Origin of the sequence: Micromonospora vulcania, assembly GCF_042658605.1 — a bacterium.
Classification (GTDB): Bacteria; Actinomycetota; Actinomycetes; order Mycobacteriales; family Micromonosporaceae; genus Micromonospora; species Micromonospora vulcania.
On the sequence record NZ_JBHSQS010000002.1, the window covers coordinates 35,856 to 58,286 of the forward strand.

The 22,431-nt window shown below is 72.9% G+C and carries 18 protein-coding genes; 11 read left to right on the top strand and 7 right to left on the bottom strand.

The genetic code is table 11. From position 1 onward, the window contains the following. The first annotated feature begins 127 nt into the window (after positions 1-127). The 3 genes from ACFQGL_RS02785 (at position 128) to ACFQGL_RS02795 (ending at position 3,684) form a co-directional block, all read left to right on the top strand. Positions 128-1,312: a zinc-dependent alcohol dehydrogenase gene (locus tag ACFQGL_RS02785; protein WP_377504807.1), complete on the top strand. Its 1,185-nt coding sequence runs from the start codon at positions 128-130 to the stop codon at positions 1,310-1,312. Between the two features lie 97 nt (positions 1,313-1,409). After that, positions 1,410-2,411 (top strand): serine hydrolase, encoded by a 1,002-nt coding sequence (locus tag ACFQGL_RS02790; protein ID WP_377504810.1) that lies wholly within the window; start codon positions 1,410-1,412, stop codon positions 2,409-2,411. A gap of 127 nt (positions 2,412-2,538) precedes the next feature. After that, positions 2,539-3,684 carry an MBL fold metallo-hydrolase gene (locus ACFQGL_RS02795; protein ID WP_377504813.1) on the top strand — a complete coding sequence of 382 codons (1,146 nt, stop codon included), beginning with the start codon at positions 2,539-2,541 and terminating at the stop codon, positions 3,682-3,684. A gap of 60 nt (positions 3,685-3,744) precedes the next feature. Here the strand turns inward: ACFQGL_RS02795 and ACFQGL_RS02800 are convergent, their stop codons facing one another. After that, on the bottom strand, positions 3,745-5,256 hold the full coding sequence (locus ACFQGL_RS02800) for a deoxyguanosinetriphosphate triphosphohydrolase family protein (RefSeq protein ID WP_377504816.1): 1,512 nt from the start codon (positions 5,254-5,256) through the stop codon (positions 3,745-3,747). A gap of 148 nt (positions 5,257-5,404) precedes the next feature. Between ACFQGL_RS02800 and ACFQGL_RS02805 the strand changes: the two genes are divergently transcribed. From ACFQGL_RS02805 to ACFQGL_RS02835, 7 genes are all read left to right on the top strand, one after another. Beyond that, the gene (locus ACFQGL_RS02805; protein WP_377504819.1) at positions 5,405-7,870 is read left to right on the top strand and encodes a Tex family protein; all 2,466 of its coding nucleotides are present in this window, start codon (positions 5,405-5,407) and stop codon (positions 7,868-7,870) included. Positions 7,871-8,105: 235 nt separating this feature from the next. Next, complete coding sequence (locus ACFQGL_RS02810; protein WP_377505968.1) at positions 8,106-8,990, top strand: aminoglycoside phosphotransferase family protein; 885 nt, start codon at positions 8,106-8,108, stop codon at positions 8,988-8,990. A gap of 34 nt (positions 8,991-9,024) precedes the next feature. Beyond that, the gene (locus ACFQGL_RS02815) at positions 9,025-9,444 is read left to right on the top strand and encodes a hypothetical protein (RefSeq protein ID WP_377504822.1); all 420 of its coding nucleotides are present in this window, start codon (positions 9,025-9,027) and stop codon (positions 9,442-9,444) included. A 136-nt stretch (positions 9,445-9,580) separates the two neighbouring features. After that, positions 9,581-10,741: a DegT/DnrJ/EryC1/StrS family aminotransferase gene (locus tag ACFQGL_RS02820; protein ID WP_377504825.1), complete on the top strand. Its 1,161-nt coding sequence runs from the start codon at positions 9,581-9,583 to the stop codon at positions 10,739-10,741. Continuing rightward, positions 10,738-11,403 (top strand): sugar transferase, encoded by a 666-nt coding sequence (locus ACFQGL_RS02825; RefSeq protein WP_377504828.1) that lies wholly within the window; start codon positions 10,738-10,740, stop codon positions 11,401-11,403. Before ACFQGL_RS02820 ends, ACFQGL_RS02825 begins: the two co-directional genes overlap by 4 nt. Next, positions 11,400-12,047: a NeuD/PglB/VioB family sugar acetyltransferase gene (locus ACFQGL_RS02830; protein WP_377504831.1), complete on the top strand. Its 648-nt coding sequence runs from the start codon at positions 11,400-11,402 to the stop codon at positions 12,045-12,047. The genes ACFQGL_RS02825 and ACFQGL_RS02830 overlap by 4 nt, the downstream gene beginning before the upstream one ends. After that, the gene (locus ACFQGL_RS02835; protein ID WP_377504834.1) at positions 12,044-13,264 is read left to right on the top strand and encodes a glycosyltransferase; all 1,221 of its coding nucleotides are present in this window, start codon (positions 12,044-12,046) and stop codon (positions 13,262-13,264) included. Before ACFQGL_RS02830 ends, ACFQGL_RS02835 begins: the two co-directional genes overlap by 4 nt. Positions 13,265-13,327: 63 nt before the next feature. Here ACFQGL_RS02835 and wecB read toward each other — a convergent pair whose 3' ends face one another. The 3 genes from wecB to ACFQGL_RS02850 are packed head-to-tail and all read right to left on the bottom strand — an operon-like array spanning position 13,328 to position 16,633. Continuing rightward, a complete protein-coding gene (wecB, locus tag ACFQGL_RS02840; protein ID WP_377504837.1) occupies positions 13,328-14,452 on the bottom strand; it encodes a non-hydrolyzing UDP-N-acetylglucosamine 2-epimerase in 1,125 nt (374 codons plus the stop codon). A 22-nt stretch (positions 14,453-14,474) separates the two neighbouring features. Beyond that, the gene (locus tag ACFQGL_RS02845) at positions 14,475-15,599 is read right to left on the bottom strand and encodes a polysaccharide biosynthesis C-terminal domain-containing protein (protein WP_377504840.1); all 1,125 of its coding nucleotides are present in this window, start codon (positions 15,597-15,599) and stop codon (positions 14,475-14,477) included. Further along, positions 15,593-16,633 (bottom strand): polysaccharide biosynthesis protein, encoded by a 1,041-nt coding sequence (locus tag ACFQGL_RS02850; RefSeq protein ID WP_377504843.1) that lies wholly within the window; start codon positions 16,631-16,633, stop codon positions 15,593-15,595. The genes ACFQGL_RS02845 and ACFQGL_RS02850 overlap by 7 nt, the downstream gene beginning before the upstream one ends. Before the next feature lie 466 nt (positions 16,634-17,099). On the opposite strand from ACFQGL_RS02850, the gene ACFQGL_RS02855 reads away from it, so the two are divergent. Further along, entirely contained in the window at positions 17,100-18,482 is a 1,383-nt protein-coding gene (locus ACFQGL_RS02855; RefSeq protein WP_377504846.1) for an O-antigen ligase family protein, read from the top strand. Between the two features lie 7 nt (positions 18,483-18,489). Here ACFQGL_RS02855 and ACFQGL_RS02860 read toward each other — a convergent pair whose 3' ends face one another. From ACFQGL_RS02860 to ACFQGL_RS02870, 3 genes are read right to left on the bottom strand one after another with little or no spacing between them, the layout of a single operon-like run. Further along, positions 18,490-19,869, bottom strand: coding sequence for a glycosyltransferase family protein (locus ACFQGL_RS02860; RefSeq protein ID WP_377504849.1), 1,380 nt, complete (start codon positions 19,867-19,869; stop codon positions 18,490-18,492). A gap of 13 nt (positions 19,870-19,882) precedes the next feature. Continuing rightward, positions 19,883-21,286 (bottom strand): lipopolysaccharide biosynthesis protein, encoded by a 1,404-nt coding sequence (locus tag ACFQGL_RS02865; protein ID WP_377504852.1) that lies wholly within the window; start codon positions 21,284-21,286, stop codon positions 19,883-19,885. An 8-nt stretch (positions 21,287-21,294) separates the two neighbouring features. Next, positions 21,295-22,230, bottom strand: a complete 936-nt coding sequence (locus ACFQGL_RS02870; RefSeq protein WP_377505971.1) for an NAD-dependent epimerase/dehydratase family protein — start codon at positions 22,228-22,230, stop codon at positions 21,295-21,297. Between the last annotated feature and the right edge of the window lie 201 nt (positions 22,231-22,431).

The window sequence follows — 22,431 nt, forward strand, 5'->3', positions numbered from 1 at the left end:
ACGCCGCCGCCCAGACCGCCGTACCTCTTTCGGGGTACGGCGGTCTGGCGTTTGGCGTTCGTCGCCCGGTTCAAGTGCCCTCGCCCGGGTAGCAGTCGGGGGACGGCGGCGAGAGGGGCGAGCGGACATGAAGGCGTTGACCTGGCAGGGCAAGCGGGACGTACGGGTCGAAGAGGTACCGGACCCCCGGATCGAGGAGCCGACCGACGCGATCGTGAAGATCACGTCGACTGCGATCTGCGGCTCCGACCTGCACCTGTACGAGGTGTTGGGACCGTACCTGGAGCCCGGCGACATCCTCGGCCACGAGCCGATGGGCATCGTCGAGGAGGTCGGGCCGGAGGTGACCCGGCTCAAGCCCGGCGACCGGGTGGTGGTGCCGTTCAACATCGCCTGCGGCAGTTGCTGGATGTGCCAGCGCCAGCTGTACGCCCAGTGCGAGACCACCCAGGCCGGCGGGCAGGGCAAGGGCGCGGCGCTGTTCGGCTACACGTCGCTGTACGGATCTGTGCCGGGCGGACAGGCCGAGTACCTGCGCGTGCCACAGGCCCACTTCGGACCCATCACCATCCCGCAGACCGGGGCCGACGAGCGCTACCTCTACCTCTCCGACATCCTGCCCACCGCCTGGCAGGCGGTGCGCTACGCGGACACCCCGCCCGGCGGAACCCTGGCGGTGTTCGGGCTGGGCCCGGTCGGCCAGTTCTGCGCCCGGATCGGCCGCCACCTCGGCGCCGGCCGGGTGATCGGCCTGGACCTGGTCCCCGAGCGGCTGGAGTTGGCTCGGCGGCACGGCATCGAGGTGCTCGACGTCGGTGAGCTGACCGACGTGCCCGGCGCGCTGATCGACCTGGTCGACGGGCGCGGCCCGGACGCGGTGATCGACGCGGTCGGGATGGAGGCGCACGGCTCGCCAACCGGCAAGCTGGCCCAGGCCGCCGCCGGGCTGCTGCCGGACAAACTGGCCCAGGCGATGACCGACCGGGTCGGCGTCGACCGGCTCAGCGTGCTGCACGCCGCGGTCAAGGCGGTCCGCCGCGGCGGCACCGTCTCGCTCTCCGGCGTGTACGGCGGCGAGATCGACCCGATGCCGATGATGGAGATGTTCGACCGGGGCATCCAACTGCGGATGGGGCAGTGCCACGTGCGCCGGTGGACCGACGAGATCCTGCCGCTGCTCGCCGGCGACGACGACCCGTTGGGCGTGGAGGACCTGCGTACGCACCGGATGCCGTTGACCGACGCGCCGAAGGCGTACGAGATGTTCCAGAAGAAGGAGGACGGCTGCATCAAGGTCGTACTCGCGCCGTGAGTCCGGTGCCGAGCCGTCGGGGGACGTCTTGAATCGATCAACTCGCCTAGGGTGGTGGGCCGGCAAGCGTTACGCCGCACCACGACGGGAGAGACGATTGACTGTCCGACTGAACCGAAGGACCGCGCTCGGGCTGGGCACGGTGGCCACCGCCGGTACGGTGCTCGGCACCACCGCCCCGGCCAGCGCCGCTGAGGCCGCCCCGACCACCCCGGCCCAGGCCGCCCGTCGGATCGCCGCCAGCTTCACCCGGCAGAGCACCGAGGCCGGCGGCAACTGGCAGGCGTACGTCAGCGTGGCCGACCCGGCGGGCCCGCCGGTGATCGCGGTGGCCGCCGACGCGGACCGGCGGATCGAGGCGTACAGCGTCAACAAGATCGCGGTGGCCACGGCGGTGCTCGACAAGGTCGACCGGGGGCTGCTGGCCCTCGATCAGCGGGTCGAGGTGACCGCGGCGATCGTCGTGCCAGGCGGGGACGGCATCTTCAGCCTGGACGGCGCGTACCCGAGCAGCGTGACCATCGGGCACGTGCTGGCCAACCTACTGACCGTCTCCGACGACACGGCGGTACGGCTGTGCGGTCTGGTCGCCCCGGCCGCCGAGATCAACGCCATCCTGGTCGCCAAGGGATTCCCGAACACCCAGGTCGAGCCGGTCGCCAACCCGAACCGGTTCTTCCTCGGCACCAGCACCCCTCGGGAGACGCACGACCTGCTGCGCGCACTGGTCGCCGGCACCCTGCTCTCCCCCGCCTCGACGGCGTACCTGCTCGGGATCCTGCGCTCGCCGGTGGCCTTCACGGACGGCATCCGGCGCACCATGTCCTCCGACGAGCGGGCTCGCATCGCCACCAAGGCCGGTTGGTTCGCCGACGCCCGGCACGAGGCCGGCGTGATCTTCGACCGGTCCGGTGCCGCGGTGCTCACCTACGCGCTGTTCGCCGACGGGCAGGCCAACCCGGACGACTTCGGGGCCACTCACCCGGCCGTGCAGGCCCGGGCCGCCATGGGCCCCCGTTTCCTGGCCGCGGTGGACCGGCTCGCCGGTGCCGGGACGGCGTACCGGACGACTGCCCGCCGCCCGAGCAACGGCGGCTGAGCACGGTCGACGGACCGGCTTCCCCACCCGGGCTTCGGCCCGGGTGGGGCGCCCGGCGGGGGTTCGCCGGGGCGCGGGCGTGCCGAGGTGGCTACCGTGTAGTGCGGGACACGGCGGAGGGACAGCGATGGCACCAGCGCGGCGCACGGAAGTCGAACGGTCGCTCGGGCGACGGATGCGAGGCGCGGCAGGGTTGGCCGCGCTGGCCGGCCTGGCCTGGGCCGCACGGGACGTGCCGGCGGCGCTCGGTGGCCGACTGACCGGAGCCCGGGCCGAGCGGGCGGCCCGCTCGCCACAGTTCCGCGACGGCACGTTCCACAACCGGTCCACCGTCCGAACGATGGTGACCGATCCGGGCCGTAACGTGCTCCGGGAGCTGATCTTCGGCAAGCAGAAGCGGCGGCCGACCACCCCGGTGCCACTGCTGCGGACGGCCGAGGAACCGGCCGACACCGCCACCCACCAGGAGCTCGGCGTCGTCTGGTACGGCCACGCCTCGGCGTTGGTGCAGATCGAGGGCCACCGGGTGCTCATCGACCCGGTGTGGAGTGAGCGCTGCTCACCGTCGGACCTGGTCGGTCCGCGCCGGCTGCACGAGCCCCCGGTACGCCTCGACGAACTGCCCCCGCTCGACGCGATCCTGATCTCCCACGACCACTACGACCACCTCGACATGGCCACCGTCCGGGAGCTCACCGCCCTCGGTTCGGCGCCGTTCCTGGTACCGCTCGGGGTGGGTGCGCACCTGGACCGGTGGGGCGTACCGGCCGGCCGCATCATCGAGCTGGACTGGTCCGAGGGTGCCGAGGTCGGCGGCCTGACGATCACCGCCACGCCGGCCCAGCACTTCTCCGGCCGGGGGCTGCGCCGCGACGGCACGCTCTGGAGTTCCTGGGTGATCGCCGGCGCCCACCGCAAGGTCTTCTACACCGGCGACTCCGGCTACTTCGACGGGTACGCGGCGATCGGCGCCGAGCACGGGCCGTTCGACGTGACGCTGATGCAGATCGGCGCGTACGACCGGGCCTGGCCGACCATTCACATGTTCCCCGAAGAGGCGGTCAGCGCCCACGTCGACCTGCGGGGCGGGCTGCTCATCCCGGTGCACTGGGGGACGTTCAACCTGGCCCTGCACGACTGGTCCGAGCCGGTGAACCGGCTGTGGGCCGAGGCGAAGGCCCGCGACGTCCAACTGGCCGTGCCCCGACCGGGCGAGCGGGTGGTCGTCGACGACCCGCCCGCCGTGGATGGCTGGTGGCAGGCGGTCGCCTGAGGTGTAAGGAAGGGTCCCTTGTTAACGCCTGGCGTTGTACAAGGGACCCTTCCTTACATCTCAGAGCACGAAGGCGTCGGTCCAGAGCGCGCCGGACCGGCCGGAGAGCGCGTCCAGCATGGCCACCGCCTGACCGTCGGTGAGCTGCGCCACGAAGTCCACGATGGCCCGCCCCCGGGCCCGGCCGATCCGGTCCGGGGTACGCGGGTGCAGCTCCGCCTCGGCCAGCTCGACCAGGTCGTGCAGGCGGCGGGGCAGCCGGGACTCCTCCGCCGGGTCGAGCAGCCACTCCCACAGCGCCTCGACCAGGGTGCCCAGCAGTCGGGCCTGGCCGCGCTGGTGCAGGGCGAGGTCGGGCCGGGCCAGCACGAACCGGTGGTGGACGAACTTGAGCACCTGCACCTCGTGCCACTGCGCGCAGCCGAGCAGCACGTACCCGGAGCGTACGGACGGCGCCTCGGTCACCGTGATCGCCTCGACGAAGCGGGTGGACCAGCGGGCCGAGAATCGCGCCACGTACTGCTCGGCCTCGATCGAGCCGTCGAACGGCATCGCCAACAACCCGTCGACCAGCTCCTGGCGTACGTGCTCGACGGCGGCGGCGAACGCATCGTCGTCGGCGATCCAGGCGTCCTTGCGGTGCAGCTGCCGGCGTAGCCGCTCGATGGCCGCGCCGGGTCGCCGTGCCGCGGCTGCCAGCGCCGCGTCGGTGATCGCCCGGAGCTGCCCGCTGTCGCGCTGCCAGGCCATCAGCTCGGCGGACACCGCTCCCTGCTGGAGCACCCCGACCCGGTAGAAGTCCTCCACGTCGTGGATGGCGTACGCGATGTCGTCGGCGGTGTCCATCACGGACGCCTCCACGGTCTGCTGCCAGTCCGGGATGCGGCCGACGAACGGCTCGCGGGCCTGCCGCAGGTCGTCCAGCTCGGTCCGGTACGCGCCGAACTTCGACGAGCCGCTCTCCGGGTCGTCCGGCGGCGGGCTGGCCCCGCGCGGCGGCGGGTCCAGCAGTCGAGGGTGCGGGTCCGGGTAGTCCTGCCGGGTCCACGGGTACTTCAGCATCGCCGCACGGACCGCCGCGGTCAGGTCCAGCCCGGTGGTCGCCGCGCCGCGGATCTCGGTGCTGGTGACGATCCGGTACGACTGCGCGTTGCCCTCGAAGCCGTCGGCGAGGCCCAGGCGCTGTCGAGCCAGCCGGTCCAGTACCCGCTCACCGAGGTGCCCGAACGGCGGGTGACCGAGGTCGTGCGCGAGCGCCGCGGCCTCCACCACGTCCGGGTCGCAGCCGCCGAGCTTGTCCAGCAGGTCCCGCCGCAGGTCGTCGGCGGTCAGCCGTTCGGCGATCGCGCGGGCCACCTGGGCGACCTTGAGACTGTGGGTGAGTCGGTTGTGCACCAGCAGACCGGACCCGACCGGGCTGATCACCTGGGTGACGCCGCCGAGACGGGCGAAGAACGGTGAGCCGACGATCCGGTCCCGGTCGGCGCGGAACGGGTTGGCGGCGAGATCGCCGAGGGCCCGGGCGCTGCCGCCGAAGAGCCGCCGGGCGCGCGGCTCCGCAGCTGATTCCATGATCGCCACGCTAGCGCAGGCCAGTCGGTACCGCGGCAGCTCGGCCCGGCGGGCGCCGGCGGCTCGGCCCGGCCGGGCGCGGCGACAGCGTCCGGGACGGCCCGGCACAATGCAGGGCGGTACCCACTTCCGAAGGCGGATCGAGATCGTGACCCAGTCTGTTCATTCCCGGATCGCCGACGAACTCGGCGTGGCCGAGCGTCAGGTGCGGGCGGCCGTGGAGCTGCTCGACGGCGGCGCCACCGTGCCGTTCATCGCGCGCTACCGCAAGGAGGCCACCGGCCTGCTCGACGACACCCAGCTGCGCACCCTGGAGGAGCGGCTGCGCTACCTGCGGGAGTTGGAGGAGCGGCGGGCCGCCGTGCTGGAGTCGATCCGCGGCCAGGGCAAACTGGACGACGCCCTGGAAGCGCAGATCATGGCCGCCGACTCGAAGTCCCGGCTGGAGGACATCTACCTTCCGTACAAGCCGAAGCGGCGGACCCGGGCGCAGATCGCCCGGGAGGCCGGGCTCGCGCCGCTGGCCGAGACGCTGCTGGCCGACCCCAGCCAGGACCCACGGGCCACCGCCGCCGGGTTCGTCGATGAGGAGAAGGGCGTCGCGGACGCCGCCGCCGCGTTGGAGGGCGCTCGGGCGATCCTGATCGAGACCTTCGCCGAGGACGCGGACCTGATCGGCACGCTGCGCGAGCAGATGTGGTCGCGGGGCCGGCTGGTTTCCCGGGTACGCGAGGGCCAGCAGACCGCCGGCGCCAAGTTCGCCGACTACTTCGACTTCGCCGAGCCGTACCCGAAGCTGCCCTCGCACCGGATCCTGGCCATGTTCCGGGGCGAGAAGGAGGGCATGCTCGACCTGACCATGGACCCGGAGGACGCCGGCGACTCGGACGCCGCACCGACCGGCCCCACTCGATACGAGGCCGCCATCGCCGGCCGGTTCGGGGTGTCCGACGCCGGCCGACCGGCCGACCGTTGGCTGACCGACACGGTCCGCTGGGCCTGGCGTACCCGGATCCTCATCCACCTCGGCGCGGACCTGCGGATGCGGCTGTGGCAGGCGGCCGAGGAGGAGGCGGTCCGGGTCTTCGCCACCAACCTGCGCGACCTGCTGCTCGCCGCGCCGGCCGGCACCCGGCCCACGATGGGGCTCGACCCGGGCCTGCGTACCGGCGTCAAGGTGGCCGTGGTGGACGCCACCGGCAAGGTCCTGGCCACCGACACCATCTATCCGCACGAGCCACGCCGGCAGTGGGACGCGTCGGTCGAGACCCTGGCGCGGCTCGCCGGGGCGCACGGCGTGGAGCTGGTGGCGATCGGGAACGGCACCGCCTCCCGGGAGACGGACAAGCTGGCCGCTGACCTGATCAAGCGGCACCCGCAGCTCAACCTGACCAAGGTGATGGTCTCCGAGGCCGGCGCGTCGGTCTACTCGGCCAGCGCGTACGCCTCGCAGGAGCTGCCCGGGATGGACGTGTCGCTGCGCGGCGCGGTGTCCATCGCCCGACGGCTCCAGGACCCCCTCGCGGAGCTGGTCAAGATCGACCCACGGTCCATCGGCGTGGGGCAGTACCAGCACGACCTGTCCGAGGTGAAGCTGTCCCGGTCGCTGGACGCGGTGGTCGAGGACTGCGTCAACGCGGTCGGGGTGGATGTCAACACCGCCTCCGCCCCGCTGCTGACCCGGGTCTCCGGGATCGGCGCCGGGCTGGCCGAGAACATCGTGCTGCACCGGGACGCGAACGGGCCGTTCCGCTCGCGTACCGAGCTGAAGAAGGTGGCCCGACTCGGGCCGAAGGCGTTCGAACAGTGCGCCGGCTTCCTGCGTATCCCCGACGGGGTCGACCCGTTGGACTCGTCCAGCGTGCACCCCGAGGCGTACCCGGTGGTGCGCCGGATCCTGTCCAGCACCGGCCAGGACCTGCGCTCGGTGATCGGTAAGAGCGGCATCCTGCGGGGTCTGCGGGCGACCGACTTCGTCGACGACCGGTTCGGCCTGCCCACGGTCACCGACATCCTCGCCGAGTTGGAGAAGCCGGGCCGCGACCCCCGACCGGAGTTCCGCACGGCCATCTTCGTCGAGGGGGTGGAGAAGATCGGTGACCTGACGCCGGGCATGGTGCTGGAGGGCGTGGTCACCAACGTGGCCGCGTTCGGCGCGTTCGTGGACGTCGGCGTGCACCAGGACGGCCTCGTGCACGTCTCGGCCATGTCCCGGACCTTCGTGAAGGACCCTCGCGAGGTGGTGAAGTCCGGTGACGTGGTCCGGGTCCGGGTGCTCGACGTGGACGTACCCCGCAAGCGGATCTCGCTGACCCTGCGCCTGGAGGACGAGCCGGGAGCGGGGACCGACCGCGCCCGGGACGGACAGGGCGCCCGCAGCGGCCGCCCCGGCCAGGGCGGCCAGGATGGGCGCGGCGGCCCGGACCAGCGCGGCAGCCAGGGCGGACGCGGCGCACAGGACCAGCGCGGCAGCCAAGGCGGACGCGGCGGTCAGGACCAGCGCGGCAGCCAAGGCGGACGCGGCGGTCAGCAGCGGCAGGGGCGGGGCGGCGGGGCGCCGGCACCGGCCAACGACGCGATGGCGGAGGCCCTGCGCCGCGCCGGGCTGGCCTGACCGACCGGCCAGCGGCGCAGGGTCACCCCGTCGCCCGGGGCAGCGTTGATCACTTTGTCCTGAGTAGTTGCGGCGAGCCTCCTGCAACTGCTCAGGACAAAGTGCTCTTGGCGGCGGGGCTGGGCGCGGGACGCGGCGCGGCTGGGCGCGGGGCTGGCGCGGGACGCGGCGCGGGGCTGGGTGGGGAAATGGTTCGCGTTACGCGAGGGTGGGCGGTGATGATCTCGCGGTGAAGATGCATGCCGATCAGGTCGACGTCGGCGCGGACGTGGTCGCCGCGCTGGTGGCCGAGCAGTTCCCGCAGTGGCGGGGTTACCCGGTGCGGCCGGTCGTCTCCAGCGGCACGGTCAATGCGGTGTTCCGGCTCGGTGCGGACATCGTGCTGCGGTTTCCGCTGCAGCCGAACCTCGGCCCCGAGCTGCGCGCCGAGCTGCGGCAGGAGCAGGAGCACGCCCGGCTGCTCGCCGCACACCTACCGGTCGCGGTGCCCGAACCACTCGGCCTCGGCGAGCCGGGCGAGGGGTACGCCGGGCCGTGGACGGCGTACCGCTGGATCGCCGGCGAGACGGCCCGGCCCGACCGGGTCGGCGGCTCGGACACGTTCGCCCGCGACCTCGCGGGCGTCGTGACCGCCCTGCACGGCATCGACACCGGCGGGCGGACCGGGTCCGGAACCGGGCGGGGCGGTCCACTGGCCGCACAGGACGCCGACGTGCAGGCCGCCCTCGCCCGCAGCGGCGGCTTCACCGACACCGCCCGGCTCGCCGTGGTGTGGGACAAGTGCCGGGACGTCCCCCGGTACGACGCAGGCGACGTGTGGATTCACGCCGACCTGATGCCGGGCAACCTGCTGATCCGCGACGGTCGGCTGGCCGCGGTGATCGACGTCGAGTTGGTCCGTGTGGGTGACGCGGCGATCGACCTGATGCCGGCGTGGAATCTGCTCGCCGCGGGGCCACGGGAGACGTTCCGGCGGGCGCTCGGCGTGGACGACGCCACCTGGGAGCGCGGACGCGGTTGGGCTCTGGTGCAGGCGATCAACGCGCTGCACTACTACGTCGAGACCAACCCGGGGATGGCCGCCACCGCCAGACACACGCTGGCGGCCGTACTCGACTGAACCGGGCCGCGCTCGCGGGCGTACCGTCGCCGTCGTGGGTGAGCGCGACGGCCGGGAGTGGCGGGATCAGCAGCGGCAGGCGGTACGGGCGCACGCCGACGCGGACGCGCGGCGGCGGGCCGCCGAGCAGGCGGAGGCGGCCGAACTGGTGGCCTGGTTCGTGGCCGAGGCGACCCGGCGAGGCCTGCCCACCACCCGGCTGACCGCCCGGGGCTACGACGGTCGCGGGCGCTACCGGACCCGGCTGACCGGCTGGTACGTCGACCGGGCCGAGACCCGCGCGGTGGACGTGGACGGCCGGTTCCACCTGCTGACCGTGCCGGGCGGGCTGCGTGCCCGGCTGTTCGGCGTGGACCCGGAGCCCAGCCCGGCGCCGCTGGTCATCGGGGCGGGCGGTCGCGACGGAGAGTCGATCCCGCTGCGGACCCTACTCACCCGGTTGCTGAACTTCTAGGCCGTTCGGGTCGATTCGGCGCGCTGTCGTCGAAATCGCCCATGCACCGCCATAGCCTCTGCTACAACCATTTTGGTCTTTTATCACGTCCGATCGGAGGCACCCGTCCGTGGACCTGATCCATCACCAACCGCCCGTGGGTCCGCGAAGCGGCGGCCCGACCGTGACCGACCCGATCTTCCTCTCCCCACCCGACATCGGCGAGTTGGAGGAGTCCTACCTGCTGCGCGCCATCCGCGCCGGCCGCTTCGACCCGGACGGGCCGGAGCTGAGCGCGTTCGAACGGGAGGTCGCCGCGCGGGTCGGCGCCGGCCACGCGCTGGGGCTCGCCTCCGGCACCGCCGCGCTGCACATGGCGCTGCTCGCTGTCGGGGCCGGGCCGGACACGGTGGTGGTGGTACCCACCCTCACGTTCGCCGCCACCGCCAACGCGGTCACCTACACCGGAGCCGAACCGGTCTTCGTGGACTGCGACGCGGCCACCGGCAATCTCGACGTCGACCTGCTGGCCGACCTGCTGGGCCGACTCGCCGAGGCCGGCCGGCAGGTCGCCGCCGTGGTGACCGTGGACCTCAACGGCCGGTGCGTCGACTACGACCGGCTGCTGCCGCTCTGCGCGGCCACCGGCGTACCGGTGGTGGAGGACGCCGCGCAGGCGCTCGGCTCCACCTACCGTGGCCGGGGCGCCGGCACCTTCGGCCGGGTCGGGATCTACTCGTTCAGCCACAACAAGGTGATGACGACCTCGGCCGGGGGGATGCTGGTCTCCGACGACGCCGCCCTGATCGCCCGAGCCCGCCACCTGGCCACCCAGGCCCGCGAGCCGGTGCCGCACTACGAGCACCGGGACATCGGCTACAACTACCGGCTCAGCACGCTGCTGGCCGCTCTCGGCCGGGCCCAGCTCGGCCGACTGGACGCGATGATCGCCCGGCGGCGGGCACTGCGGGACCGGTACGAGAGGCTGTTCGCCACCGTGCCGGGCACCCGGATCCTCGGTGCCGGCGACAGCGGCTCGAACTGCTGGCTGACCTCGGTGGTGGTCGAGCCGGAGCGGACCGGCTGGGCGCCCGCGCAACTCGCCGAGCACCTGGCCGGCCGGGGCGTGGAGAGTCGCCCGATGTGGAAGCCGATGCACCGTCAACCGGTCTACGCCGACCGCCAGGTCGCCCTCACCGGCGTCGCCGACCAACTCTTCGCCACCAGCCTCTCCCTGCCCAGCGGCTCCGCACTCACCGACGACCAGGTGGACCGGGTGTTCGCGGCGATCGCCGAGTTCCTGGACGGACGCCGGTGAGCCGCCACGCCCGGCGGTACGACACCGGCAAGCGGGTGCTGGACGTGCTCGTGGCCGCCGTCGGGCTGGTGCTGGCCACGCCCGTACTCGCCGCGGTGGCGCTGGCCGTACTGGTCACCATGGGTCGACCGGTGCTGTTCCGGCAGGCCCGCCCGGGCCGGCACGGGCAACTGTTCCGGCTGGTGAAGTTCCGCTCGATGACCATCGGTGGCGAGGACAGCGCACCGGCGAACGACGCCGCGCGGCTCACCCGTTTCGGCCGCTGGCTGCGTACCACCAGCCTGGACGAGCTGCCGCAGCTGTGGAACGTGCTGCGCGGCGAGATGAGCCTGGTCGGGCCGCGGCCGCTGCTGCCGGCGTACCTGACCCGGTACACCCCGCAGCAGTTCCGCCGGCACGACGTCCGTCCGGGCATCACCGGGCTCCAGCAGGTGTACGGGCGCAACACGCTCACCTGGGAGGAGCGCTTCGAGCTGGACGTGCGGTACGTGCGGACCCGCTCGCTCCGGCTGGATCTGCGGATCCTGGCCCGCACGGTGTGGATCGTGCTGCGCCGGGAGGGGATCACCGCGGCCGGCGCGGCCACCGCGCACGAGTACCTCGGCTCGAGCGAGCTCGCCGCCGCCGGCGCGGGTCACGGCCGGGCGGGGCGCAGGACGTGAGCGCGGGCCTCGTCGTCGTCGGGTGCGGCGGGCACGGCCGGGAGGTGCTCGGCATCGTCCGGGCCATCAACGCCACGGCGGATGCCGGCCCGGTGTGGCGCGTCCTCGGCTTCGTCGACGATCGGCCCAGCGAGGTGAACCTGAAGCGGTTGCAGCGGCTGGAGGTGCCCTACCTGGGCGGCACCGGTCAGCTCGCCGAGCAGCCGGCCGGCACGTACCTGGCGCTCGGCATCGGGGACCCGGCCGTCCGACGGGCCGTGGACCGGCGGCTGTCGGCGTACGCGCTGCCGGCGGCGGTGCTGGTGCACCCGGACGCCACCGTCGAGGCGGACGCCGTCCACGGCGAGGGCCTGATCGTGTTCGCCGGTGCGCGGGTCACCACCAACGTCACGTTCGGGCGGCACGTGCACCTGAACCAGAACAGCGCCGTGGCGCACGACTGCGAGCTGGGCGACCACGTCTCGGTCAATCCGTTGGCCGCGGTCTCCGGCGAATGCGTGCTCGGCGATGGCGTCCTGATCGGTGCCGGGGCGGTGGTGTTGCAGCGGCTGCGGGTGGGTGCCGGTGCGACGGTTGGCGCGGGGGCCTGCGTGGTCCGGGACGTGCCGGCCGGCGTCGTCGTCAAGGGAGTGCCGGCCCGGTGAGCGCGCTCGGTGGTCCCGGCGGTCGCGGTAAGGACCACCCGCTCGGCGTCCGCCGACTGCGGATCGCGGTGCTGGTCAAGACGAACGCCGGTGGGATGTGGCTGCTGCCGCAGGTCGAGGAGCTGCGGCACCGGGGCCACGAGGTGACCGTCGTGCTGCCGCGCGGGGCCGGTCGACTCACCGACGAGTTGGAGCACCGGGGCATCGAGGTGCTCGCCTCGCCGTACGACTTCACGCTGGGCCGCTCCGCGCCGCTCGGCTTGCTGCGGCTACGCGCGCTGCTGCGTCGGCTGCGCCCGGACGTGGTGCAGTACCACCTGATCGCCTCGGCGTACGCCGTCCGACTCGCCACCCTGGGTCTGCCGGTGCGCCGGGTGCACATGGTGGCCGGCCCCGCGTACCTGGAGTCCCGGCTGGTCCGGTCGGTGGAGCGGTTCCTGTGGCGGATGGACGACGTGGTGATCTGCGGCTGCCGGTACGCCTCGACCCGGTACGGGGAGCTGGACTGCCCTCCGCAGCGGCGCCCGGTCGCCGTGTACGGGGTGGACACCGACGCGTTCAGCCCGGACACCACCGGCCCGGACCAGCGGGCGAAGCTCCGCGCCGAGTTGGGCATCGACCAGAACGCCTTCCTGGCGGTGATGGTCTCGTACGTCTATCCGCCCAAACGGCTGGTGCACTCCGGCCGGGGCGTGAAGGGGCACGAGGTGCTGCTGGCCGCCTGGCGTACGTTCCGCCGTCGGCAACCGGACGCACACCTGCTGCTGGTCGGAGGCGGTTGGACGGCGGCCGGGGAGAGCTACCGGCGGCAGCTCGGCGAGCGGTTCGGCGTGGCCGGCGACCCCGGGGTCACCTGGGTGGAGTCGGTGCCGGACGTTCGGCCCTGTTACGCCGCCGCGGACGTCAGCGTCTCCCCGTCGCTCTGCGACGGGCCGGGCGCGGCGGTGGAGGCTGGCTCGATGGGCGTGCCGAGCATCGTCAGCGCGGCCGGTGGCCTGCCCGAGGCGATCACCGAGCGCTCCGGCTGGGTGGTGCCGCCGGGTGATCCGGCGGCGTTGGCGGACGCGCTCGGCGCGGCGTACCTCGGTTGGGTCGCTGGCACGCTGACCCTGCGCGGCCGGCTGGCCCGCCGGCACGTGCTGGCGTCGTTCGACGATCTGCGGGCGGCGGCCGAGGTGGCGGACATCGTCGAGGACGTGGCGGCCCGCCGGAGCTGAGCGCGACGACGGGCGGCCGGTGGCCGGTCCCGCCGGACCACCGACCGCCCTACGCCGCGCCACTCAGGTCCGGATGCCAGCCCAGTCGTGGTGCCGGCGCACGGTGGACAGGATGAAGTCGACCACCCGCCGGGAGGTGTCCGGCACCTGGTAGTCGACCGGGCAGGGCACTCCCTGCTCGGCGACCTGGGCCACCGTCACCTCGACCGCCTCGATGACGCCCTGCGGGTCGAGGCCGGTCATGATGATGCCGCCGGCGTCCAGCGCCTCCGGGCGTTCGATCGACTCGCGTAGGGTCACCGCGGGGAAACCGAGGATGGCGGCCTCCTCGCTGATCGTCCCGCTGTCCGACAGCGTGCAGTACGCCTTCGTCTGCAGGTGCACGTAGTCGAGCAGGCCGAACGGGTCGTGGAAGGCGATGCCGTCCAGGGCGGTGGCGTCCGGGGCCAGTGCCTCCAGTCGCTTGCGGGTCCTCGGGTGGGTGGAGACGAGCACCGGGAGGCCCCACCGGTCGCGCACCGCGACCAGGCAGTCCAGCAGCCGCCGGAGCCGGTCGGGTTGGTCCACGTTCTCCTCCCGGTGCGCGCTGACCAGGAAGTACCGGCCCTGGTCGAGCTCCAGCTGGCGCAGGATGGTCGAGCTGGCGATCGGCGCCCGGTAGTGCTCCAACACCTCTCGCATCGGTGAGCCGGTGTGCAGGATTCGGCGCGGGTGCAGGCCCTCGGCGAGCAGGTTGCGCCGGGCGTGTTCGGTGTAGACCAGGTTGAAGTCGGCCACGTGGTCGACCAGCCGACGGTTGGTCTCCTCCGGCACGTTCAGGTCGAAGCAGCGGTTCCCGGCCTCCATGTGGTAGACCGGCACCCGCATCCGGCGGGCCATCAGCGCGGCGATGCAGCTGTTGGTGTCGCCGAGCACCAGCAGCGCGTCCGGCCGCACCTCGGCCAGCGCCGCCTCCATGCCGACCAGCACGCCGCCGAGCACCCGGCCCAGCGAGGACGTGTCGACCCGCAGGAAGCGGTCCGGCGTACGCAGCCGCAGCTCGGTGAAGAAGACGTCGGAGAGGGTGCTGTCCCAGTTCTGCCCGGTGTGCACCAGCACGTGGTCGACGGTCTCGTCGAGCCGGCTGAGTACCCGGGACAGTCGGATGATCTCGGGACGGGTGCCGACGACGGTCATCACGCGGGTCATGTGGTCTCCCTCCGTAGGCCGCTCACCGGGCGCCCGCCGGCACCCGGTGTTCCGCGCCAACCGGCTCCGGCCAGGTGTCCGGCCGTTCCGGGTCGAACAGCTCGTTGGTCCAGAAGAGGGTGAGCAGCTCGTCCGGGCCGGTGTTGGTGATGTTGTGCGCCCACATGGTCGGCATGTCGACGACCACCGGTTCGTCCCCGCTGACCGGGAACCGCAGCACCTCGGTGTCGCCGATCCGGCGCAGGCTGATCACGGCGGTGCCGCGCAGCACCACGAACCGCTCCACCTTGGCCAGGTGGAAGTGCTCGCCCCGGGTGATGCCGGGCCGGGTGGTGGAGCAGAAGGTCTGGCCCGCTCCCCCGTGCGCCTTGACCGTCTCGACCAACGCACCCCGCGCGTCGGCCCGGGTGGGCAGGGCGAGGGGGTAGTGCGCCGGGAAGCAGTGCGACCGGTAGGTGTTGAACAGCCGGACGTCGTGCCGGTCGCGCAGCGGCGGTATCTCGCCGGTGCGGTAGGTGCCGGCGTACGCGGTGAGCTGGTCGGCGAGGTCACGGACCCCGATCCGCAGCGCCGGCATGGCCGGGTCCCACGATCCGCCGACGGGCACGCCGGCCAGCCGGGCCGCCGCGTCGGTGACGTGCACCAGGCTCATCTCCCGGTCGGCGTGCACCTCCGGATGGCCGCCCTCGGCGAGCACCCGGCAGAAGGTGGCGACCGCCGAGTTGTACCAGGGACGGCCGTGCTCGCCGTACAGGTTGGGCAGCAGCAGGTCGTCCAGCGGCACGCCGGTGTCCGCGAGGATGCTCGCGGCGGTGGCCTTGGCGTCGCCGTACGGGGTGCCGTTGCCGGCCTGGACCGAGTTGGCGAAGACCACCTCGCGCGGCGGGTCCGGGCAGTCCCGCAGGCCCTTGGCGAGTTGGGCGGCGAGCTGGACGTTGCCGGCGGCCACGTCGGCGGGCTCGCCACGGTTGACCCCGGCCAGGTGCAGGACCCGGTCCACTCCGGCGACCTTGCGGGCGACCACCGCCGGGTCGGCGAGGTCGGTGCCGGTGAGCACGGTCGGCTCGGGCCAGCCGAGCGCGCGCAACAGGACCCGCACGTGCCAGCCGAGGAAACCGCCGGCTCCGGTGACGGCGAGGCTCAGCACGCCAACACCGGGTCGCGCAGGGCCAGCTCCGCCCGGATCTCCGGCAGCGTCTTGAGCAGCTGCACCACTTCGGGTACGCCGAGTCGGCTGGCGTTGGCCGAGTTGAAGTCCTCCCGGGGCACCTCGCCGAGCTCGCCCTCGGAGACGTAGAGCGCGTAGTTGAGGTCCCGGGCGTCCAGGGGCACCCGGAAGAACTCGCCGAAGTCCTCGGCCTGGGCCAACTCCTCCCGGCTGGCCAACGTCTCGTGCCATTTCTCACTGTGCCGTACGCCGATCACCTCCAGCTTGAACGGCACGTCGAAGAGCTGGCAGACCGCCTCGGCGAGATCGCTGATGGTGCAGGCCGCGGCCTTGCGGATGAACACGTCACCGGGGCGGGCATGGTGGAAGGCGTGCTCCACCAGGTCGACCGAGTCGGCCAGCGACATCAGGAACCGGGTCATGGTGGGGTCGGTGACGGTGGGCGCGCGGCCAGCCTTGATCTGCTCGATGAACAGGGGGATCACCGAGCCACGCGAGTACATCACGTTGCCGTACCGGACGCAGGAGACCGTGGTGGCACTGTTCGGGTTGTTCCGCGCGTACGCCTGGGCGACCTTCTCCATCAGCGCCTTGCTCATGCCCATGGCGTTCACCGGGTAGACGGCCTTGTCGGTGCTGAGCACCACCACCGAGCTGACCCCGTTCTGCGCGGCGGCCTCGACCACGTTGCCGCTGCCGAGGATGTTGGTGCGGACCGCCTCCAACGGGAAGAACTCGCAGGACGGCACCTGCTTGAGCGCCGCCGCGTGGAAGACGAAGTCGACGCCCCGGGTGGCGCGCAGCACGGTGTCGATGTCGCGGACGTCGCCGACGTGGTAGCGGACCCGCTCGTCGCCGAGGGCGCGCCGCATGGCTTCCTGCTTCGCCTCGTCCCGACTGAGGATCCGTACCTCACCGACGTCGCCGGCCAGGAGCCGGCGCGCCATGGTCTGTCCAAAGGATCCGGTTCCGCCGGTGATCAGCACCCGGCGGCCCGCGGTCTTCACGCTCATTGGTTCTCCCGTTCGTCACCCGACGGGCGGCTACCACCCGCCGGCCCGGACGGAGCTGCGGCGTCCGTCCCGAGCGCCGGCCTCCGGCGGTCAGGCGGCAGCCCCGCCGGATGCGGCACCCGGGTCAACGAGGGCCCATAGCAGCAGATACGCGTTTGGTACAAACGGCCTAAACATGCGGTCGGGCGGTCAAACAACATGTCGCCTTAATGCGAGGAATCGGACTCTTCGCGATGCTCGACCTGATAGAAACGGTTCCGTGCCGTTCCCCGGTCACCGGCCGGCGTACGCGGACACAACTCCGAGGCCCACCGCGACGTGGCGCCCGTCCGGTCGTCCACCGAAGGAGTCCCATGCCGCGCGGTCACACGTCAGGCCCGACTCGGCGCGGGACGGCCCCGGCCCGACGCGTACCGCTCGGCGGCGTGCGGCCGGCACCATCCGATCCGCCGCCAGGGCGTACGCGGTGACCGCCGCGCCACCGCGAAACGGCTCGCCCGATGCCCTTCGTCAGCACCCCGCGCCCAGCGCGGGGCTGGCGCCCGCACCGCTGACCGCTGTCGGACGGCGGTCCGCCGCGACCGCCAACCCCGGCCTCCGGCCGGCCGGACCCACCGGCAGCCTGCCCGCCGTGCTGGTCCTCTGCGTGGCCGCGTACCTGGTGGCCCGCCCGCCCTGGTGGTCGTTCAACTACGTGGCGATCCTGGCCGTGCTCGCAGTCGTGCTGACCGGCCGGCTGCCCCGACTTCGCGCGCTCGACACCGTCGCGCTGCTCACCGCCGGCTGGGCTGCCGCCAGCGTGCTCTGGAGCAGCCGCACCGATCTCACCGGGGCCGCCGCCTACCGGTACATCTCGGTCTGCCTGCTCTTCGTGGCCTGCCGACACGTCGTCCGTGGCCGACGCGACCTGCTCCTGGTGGGCTGGACCTACCTGGCCGGCTGCACGGTGGTCGCCTTCGAGGTGGCCACCGGCGCCCGGGCGCAGGGGGAGGTGGTGCTCTTCGCCGAGCGCTACGGGATCGACGGAGCGGAGGTCAACGGCACCGCGTACACCCTGGCCGTCGGGGTGGTGCTGGCCCTGGTGCTCGCCGCGGCCGGCCGGGGTCGGGCCGTCCTGCGCGTCGCTCCGCTGGCGCTGGCCGCCCTGCTCGGGTACGGCGTGCTGCTCACCGGCTCGCGTGGTGCGGCCATCGGCATCGTGTTCGGCGTCGGCGCCGCGCTCGCCACCCGCGTGCTGCCCCGGCTGACCGGTGTCACCGTCGCCGCGGTCGCCACCGCGCTGATCGTGCTGGTGCCGTGGGGTCTGACGCCGAGGGCCGAACTGCTCTGGCTCGACAATCTGTACGGGCGGCCCACCGGCGACATCTCCGGCCGTCTGTCGATCTGGCCCTACGCGCTGTCGACCTGGTCGGAGTCGCCGCTGGCCGGTTCCGGAGCCGGGGTGTTCATCGGCACGAACCCGTTCGACATCGGACCACACAATCTGCTGCTCACGGTCGGCAACGACCTGGGGCTGATCGGTGTGCTGCTCTACTTCGGCACGATGGCCGGGGCGCTGGTCGTCGCCGCCCGCACCGGCCGGGCCGGGCTCCTGCTGGCCTGCGCGTTCACCGGGGCCATGCTGCCGATCTGGCTGACCGGGCAGTGGGAGACGTCGCTGGCCTTCTGGCTGGTCCTCGGGCTGGTCACGGTGCTGCCCGGGATCTGGGGCCCTCCGCACCCGCCGGTGGCGCCCCGGCACGCACGCGCCCGCCACCGGCATCCCCACGTGCCCGTGCCGCTCGCGACCAGGACCACGACGCTGGCCGCCGCACGGTCACGGGTCAGTCGCCGCACCGCTGCCTCCTGAGCGACGGTCAGCCGGCGTCCGCTCTCGTCAACGTCTCGTGGCGGCCCGCCCGGGGCGTCGGCGGGCCGCCGACCGGGAGGTGCGCCGCTTCCCTGAGCACCTGCGCGAAGCGGGCCGCCACCCGATCCGTCCGGTGATGCCGCACCGCGTACGCCAGCCCCTGCCGGCCCAGCCGGGCCCGCATTCCGGCGTCGGTGCAGAGCGGAACGAGCGCGCCCGCGAGCATCCTCGGGTCGTCGATCCCGACCACCGTGCCCGCGTCGGCCGCCGCCAGGTGCGCCATCGAGGCAAGCTCGGCCGGGCCGAACCCGAGCACCGGACGGCCCGCGGCCAGGTACTGCGGGATCTTGGTGGAGAGCGAGTAGCGGGTGTACCGACGGTTCTCGGCGGCGAACGACTCGACGTGCACCAGCACGTCGGCCTCACGCAGCGCCCCGGGGACCTCGCCGCTGGCCAACGACCGGCCCAGGTGCACCGCGGGCAGCCCGGCGAAGGCGCCCGCGTAGCGGGCGACGTCGACCGCCGGGGCGTGCACGGTCAACCGGGCTGGCGTCCCCTGGGCCGCCAGCCGGTCGACCGCCTCGCCGACCCGGCGCAGCGACCGCCACCGGTCCAGGTGCAGCCCACCGACGTAGACCAACTCGACCGGGGTCCCCTCCGGACGGTCCGGCGCGCGCTGCTCGGGGTCGGCGAAGTCAGCGGCGTCGACACAGTTGCCGAAGGCGGCGAAGGGCAACCGGTAGCGGCGTTCGAACTCCCGTGCCATCGCCTCGCTGATCCCCATCCCGTACGAGGAGTGCCGCAGAACCTCGCGGAACCCGGCACGCACGGCGAGCCGAGGCAACCCCAGCACCTGACCGCCGGTGTAGAGCGTCGTCGGCCAGTCGTCCATGAAGTGCGGGACCAGCGGCACCCGGCACTCCTGCGCGGCGACGACCGCGAGGCGCATCATCCGAATGCTGCCCAGCGTCGCGTAGACCACGTCCGGTCGTTGCTCCCGCAGCCACCGCCGGACGTCCTCGGGAACTCGGACCGGGCTCAGGTCGACGAAGGCCCGCAGCTGGGTGCGCAGGTGGGCGCGAACCGTACCGGGCGCGGGGTTCAGCGCCGGGCCGGTCGAGCCGGTGGAGCCCGCAGGGCCAGCCGCGCCCAGCATGACGGCCCGCAGCGGTCGGCGGATGCGTTCCCACTGCCGGAACAGGTGGTACTCCATCGGGGCGTTGCGCGGCGCGAACTGGGCGAACGTTCCGACGGCGTCCGGGCCCGGGGCGCGGTCCTCGGCGTAGAGCTGGGCGAGCCGGTCCGCCGGCCAGCCGGCGAACAGGTTCGACAGGGTGATGCCGGTTCCGGTGGAGCGGTCGAACACGGCCGCACTCACCACGAGCACGCGGGGATGTTCGTCAGCGCACACTTTCGACAGGTCCCTCCTCGACGGCCGGGCTGCGGTGCCGCCGCAGCGTCCGGCGATATCCGTACAGCGCCGCCGGTGCGACGGTCAGCGCGTACCCGACCGCGCCCACCCAGGGCACGGCCGCGACGCCGACCCGGTCGGCCGCGTACCACTTGCCGAGCACCGACAGCACCACGAACGCACCCCACCCGACCAGCTGCGGAACGAGGACGCCGCCGGCGTTCTGCACCATGAACCGCGGCGAGAGCGCCGACTGCAACAGCCACCAGACGCCGAGCCCGGCGAGCAGCCACCGGTCGCCGCCCATCGGCACCGGCAGCCAGGCCGCGAACAGCCGGTCACCGAAGGCCACCAGGGCGACAGCGGGCAGGCCGGCGGCGAGCACCGACAGCACGGTCATCCGCCGGGTGGTCCTCCGTACCCAGTCGACCTGGCCCTGGGCCAGGGCTTCGCCGTTGGCCGGCCAGAGCGGCACGTTGACCAGGACGACGAGCTGACCCAGCTGGGACAGCAGCTTCGCGGGCACCACGTACCCGGCCACCGCGGACAGGCCGAGCGCGTGCGCGATGATCAGCGTGTCGGCGTTGGTGGCGAACGAGATCACCACGGTGAGCACGAAGAACAGCCCACTGAGCCGGGTCAGCTCCAGTGCGGCCTCGGCCTGCACGGCCCGCGGTGTGGGTCGGATCTGTGGCGCCTGTCGACCGAAGAACCAGAGCGTGTTGAGCAGGTTGACCAGCAGCGGCGCGACGACCGACACGGCGACCACCAGGATCGGCGACCAGTCGGCCCAGACCACACCGAGTACCGCGCCGAGCGCGGCCAGGCTGCCGCAGGTCTGCCAGACGTTGCTCCGGCCGACCTGCTGGTAGGCGTACTGGACCCGGGCGATCAGGCTGAGCGGGACGTTCAGCGCGAACGCGGTGAGGCAGATCAGCGAGACCATTCGGGTCTGCTCCGGAGTGACCTGACCGGTCACGTTGAACAACGCCGACCACGGCACCGCGCCGGAGAAGATCCAGAGCAGGCCGGTGAGGGTGAGCGCGAGCCCGGACAGGGTCAGGTAGGCGCTGGAGATGTAGCGCCGGGCCTGGACGGTGTCGCCGTGCGCGTAGCAGGGCGCGAGCTTCGTCATCAGCCCACTGCCCAGCCCCAGGTCGGCGAAGGCCGCCATGCCGGCCAGCGCGGCGACCGCCATCCACAGGCCGTACAGGTCGTTGCCGAAGTAGGGCAGCGTCACCGGCACCAGCACGATCGGCACGATGAGCCCGGCCACCCGGCTGAGCAACGCGGTGGCGACGCCGGAGAGCAGCCGGCGACCACGCTCGGAGCGGCGGCGGTGCGCGCCCGGCGGGTGGACGCGCCGGGTCCGCTCGGCGACCCCGGACGACATTGACGTCCCTACTGGCCGGCGAGCACGTGGCCGGACATCCAGGCCACGGTGCGCTCGAGACCGGTGCGCAGAGGCACCGGCCGCACCGCGGGAAACAGCTCCCGCAGCCGGGTGCAGTCCGCCTGCGAGTCCCGCACATCGCCCGGGCGCGGCGACTCGTGCACGACCGGCAACGGCCGACCCAGGATGTGCTCCAGCTCGTCGATCAGGTCGAGCAGCGAGATCCGCGCGCCGAAGGCCAGGTTGACCACGTCGGTGGTGGACACCCGACGCACGATGGCGTCGACGAGCACCGAGGTGACGGTGCCGACGAAGGTGAAGTCGCGGGTCTGCCGGCCGTCGCCGTGCACCCGCAGCGGCTCGCCGGCGAGCGCGGCGGTGACGAACCGCGGCAGCACCGCGGCGTACGCGTGGTGCGCGGCCTGCCGTGGGCCGAACACGTTGAAGAAGCGGAACGGCAACACGCCGAGGCCGTAGCAGGCGGCGTAGGCGACCGCGTACGCCTCGGCAGCCAGCTTGGAGACCGCGTACGGGGAGACCGGTATGGGGCGCAGCCCCTCCTGGCGGGGCAGCACCGGATTGGCGCCGTAGACCGACGAGGACGACGAGAGGATCACCTGCCGTACGCCGTGCCGGCGGGCCGCCTCCAGAACCATGAGTGTCCCGGTGGCGTTGGCGTGGTGGCTGGGCAGCGGTTGGTCGATGGAGCGCGGCACCGAGCCGAGAGCACCCAGGTGCACCACGCTGGCCGCGCCGGTGAACGCCTCGTCCAGCAGGTCCGGGTCGAGCACGGTGCCGCGATGCAGCCGGACCGGCTGGTCGTGCAGGTTGTCCAGCAGGCCGGTGGACAGATCGTCGACGGCCACGATCTCGTGCACCTGTGGGGTCTCGTGAAGTGCCCGTACCAGGTTGGCGCCGATGAAGCCGGCACCCCCGGTCACCACTACCTTCAACGCGTATCCCCGTTCGCCTCGGCCTGCGGGCTCGGCTGTCCTGCGTGCCGGGCGTGACGCCGCGCGGTGGCCACCAGTGTGACAACGAGCGCTGTTCCCGCAAGTCACGCGGGACGGACCGTGTGGCGCGTGTCTTTCATTCCCTTCCGTCCGTTGTCTGCCCTGGTGGGCGAGTTGTTGTCGACGGGAGTA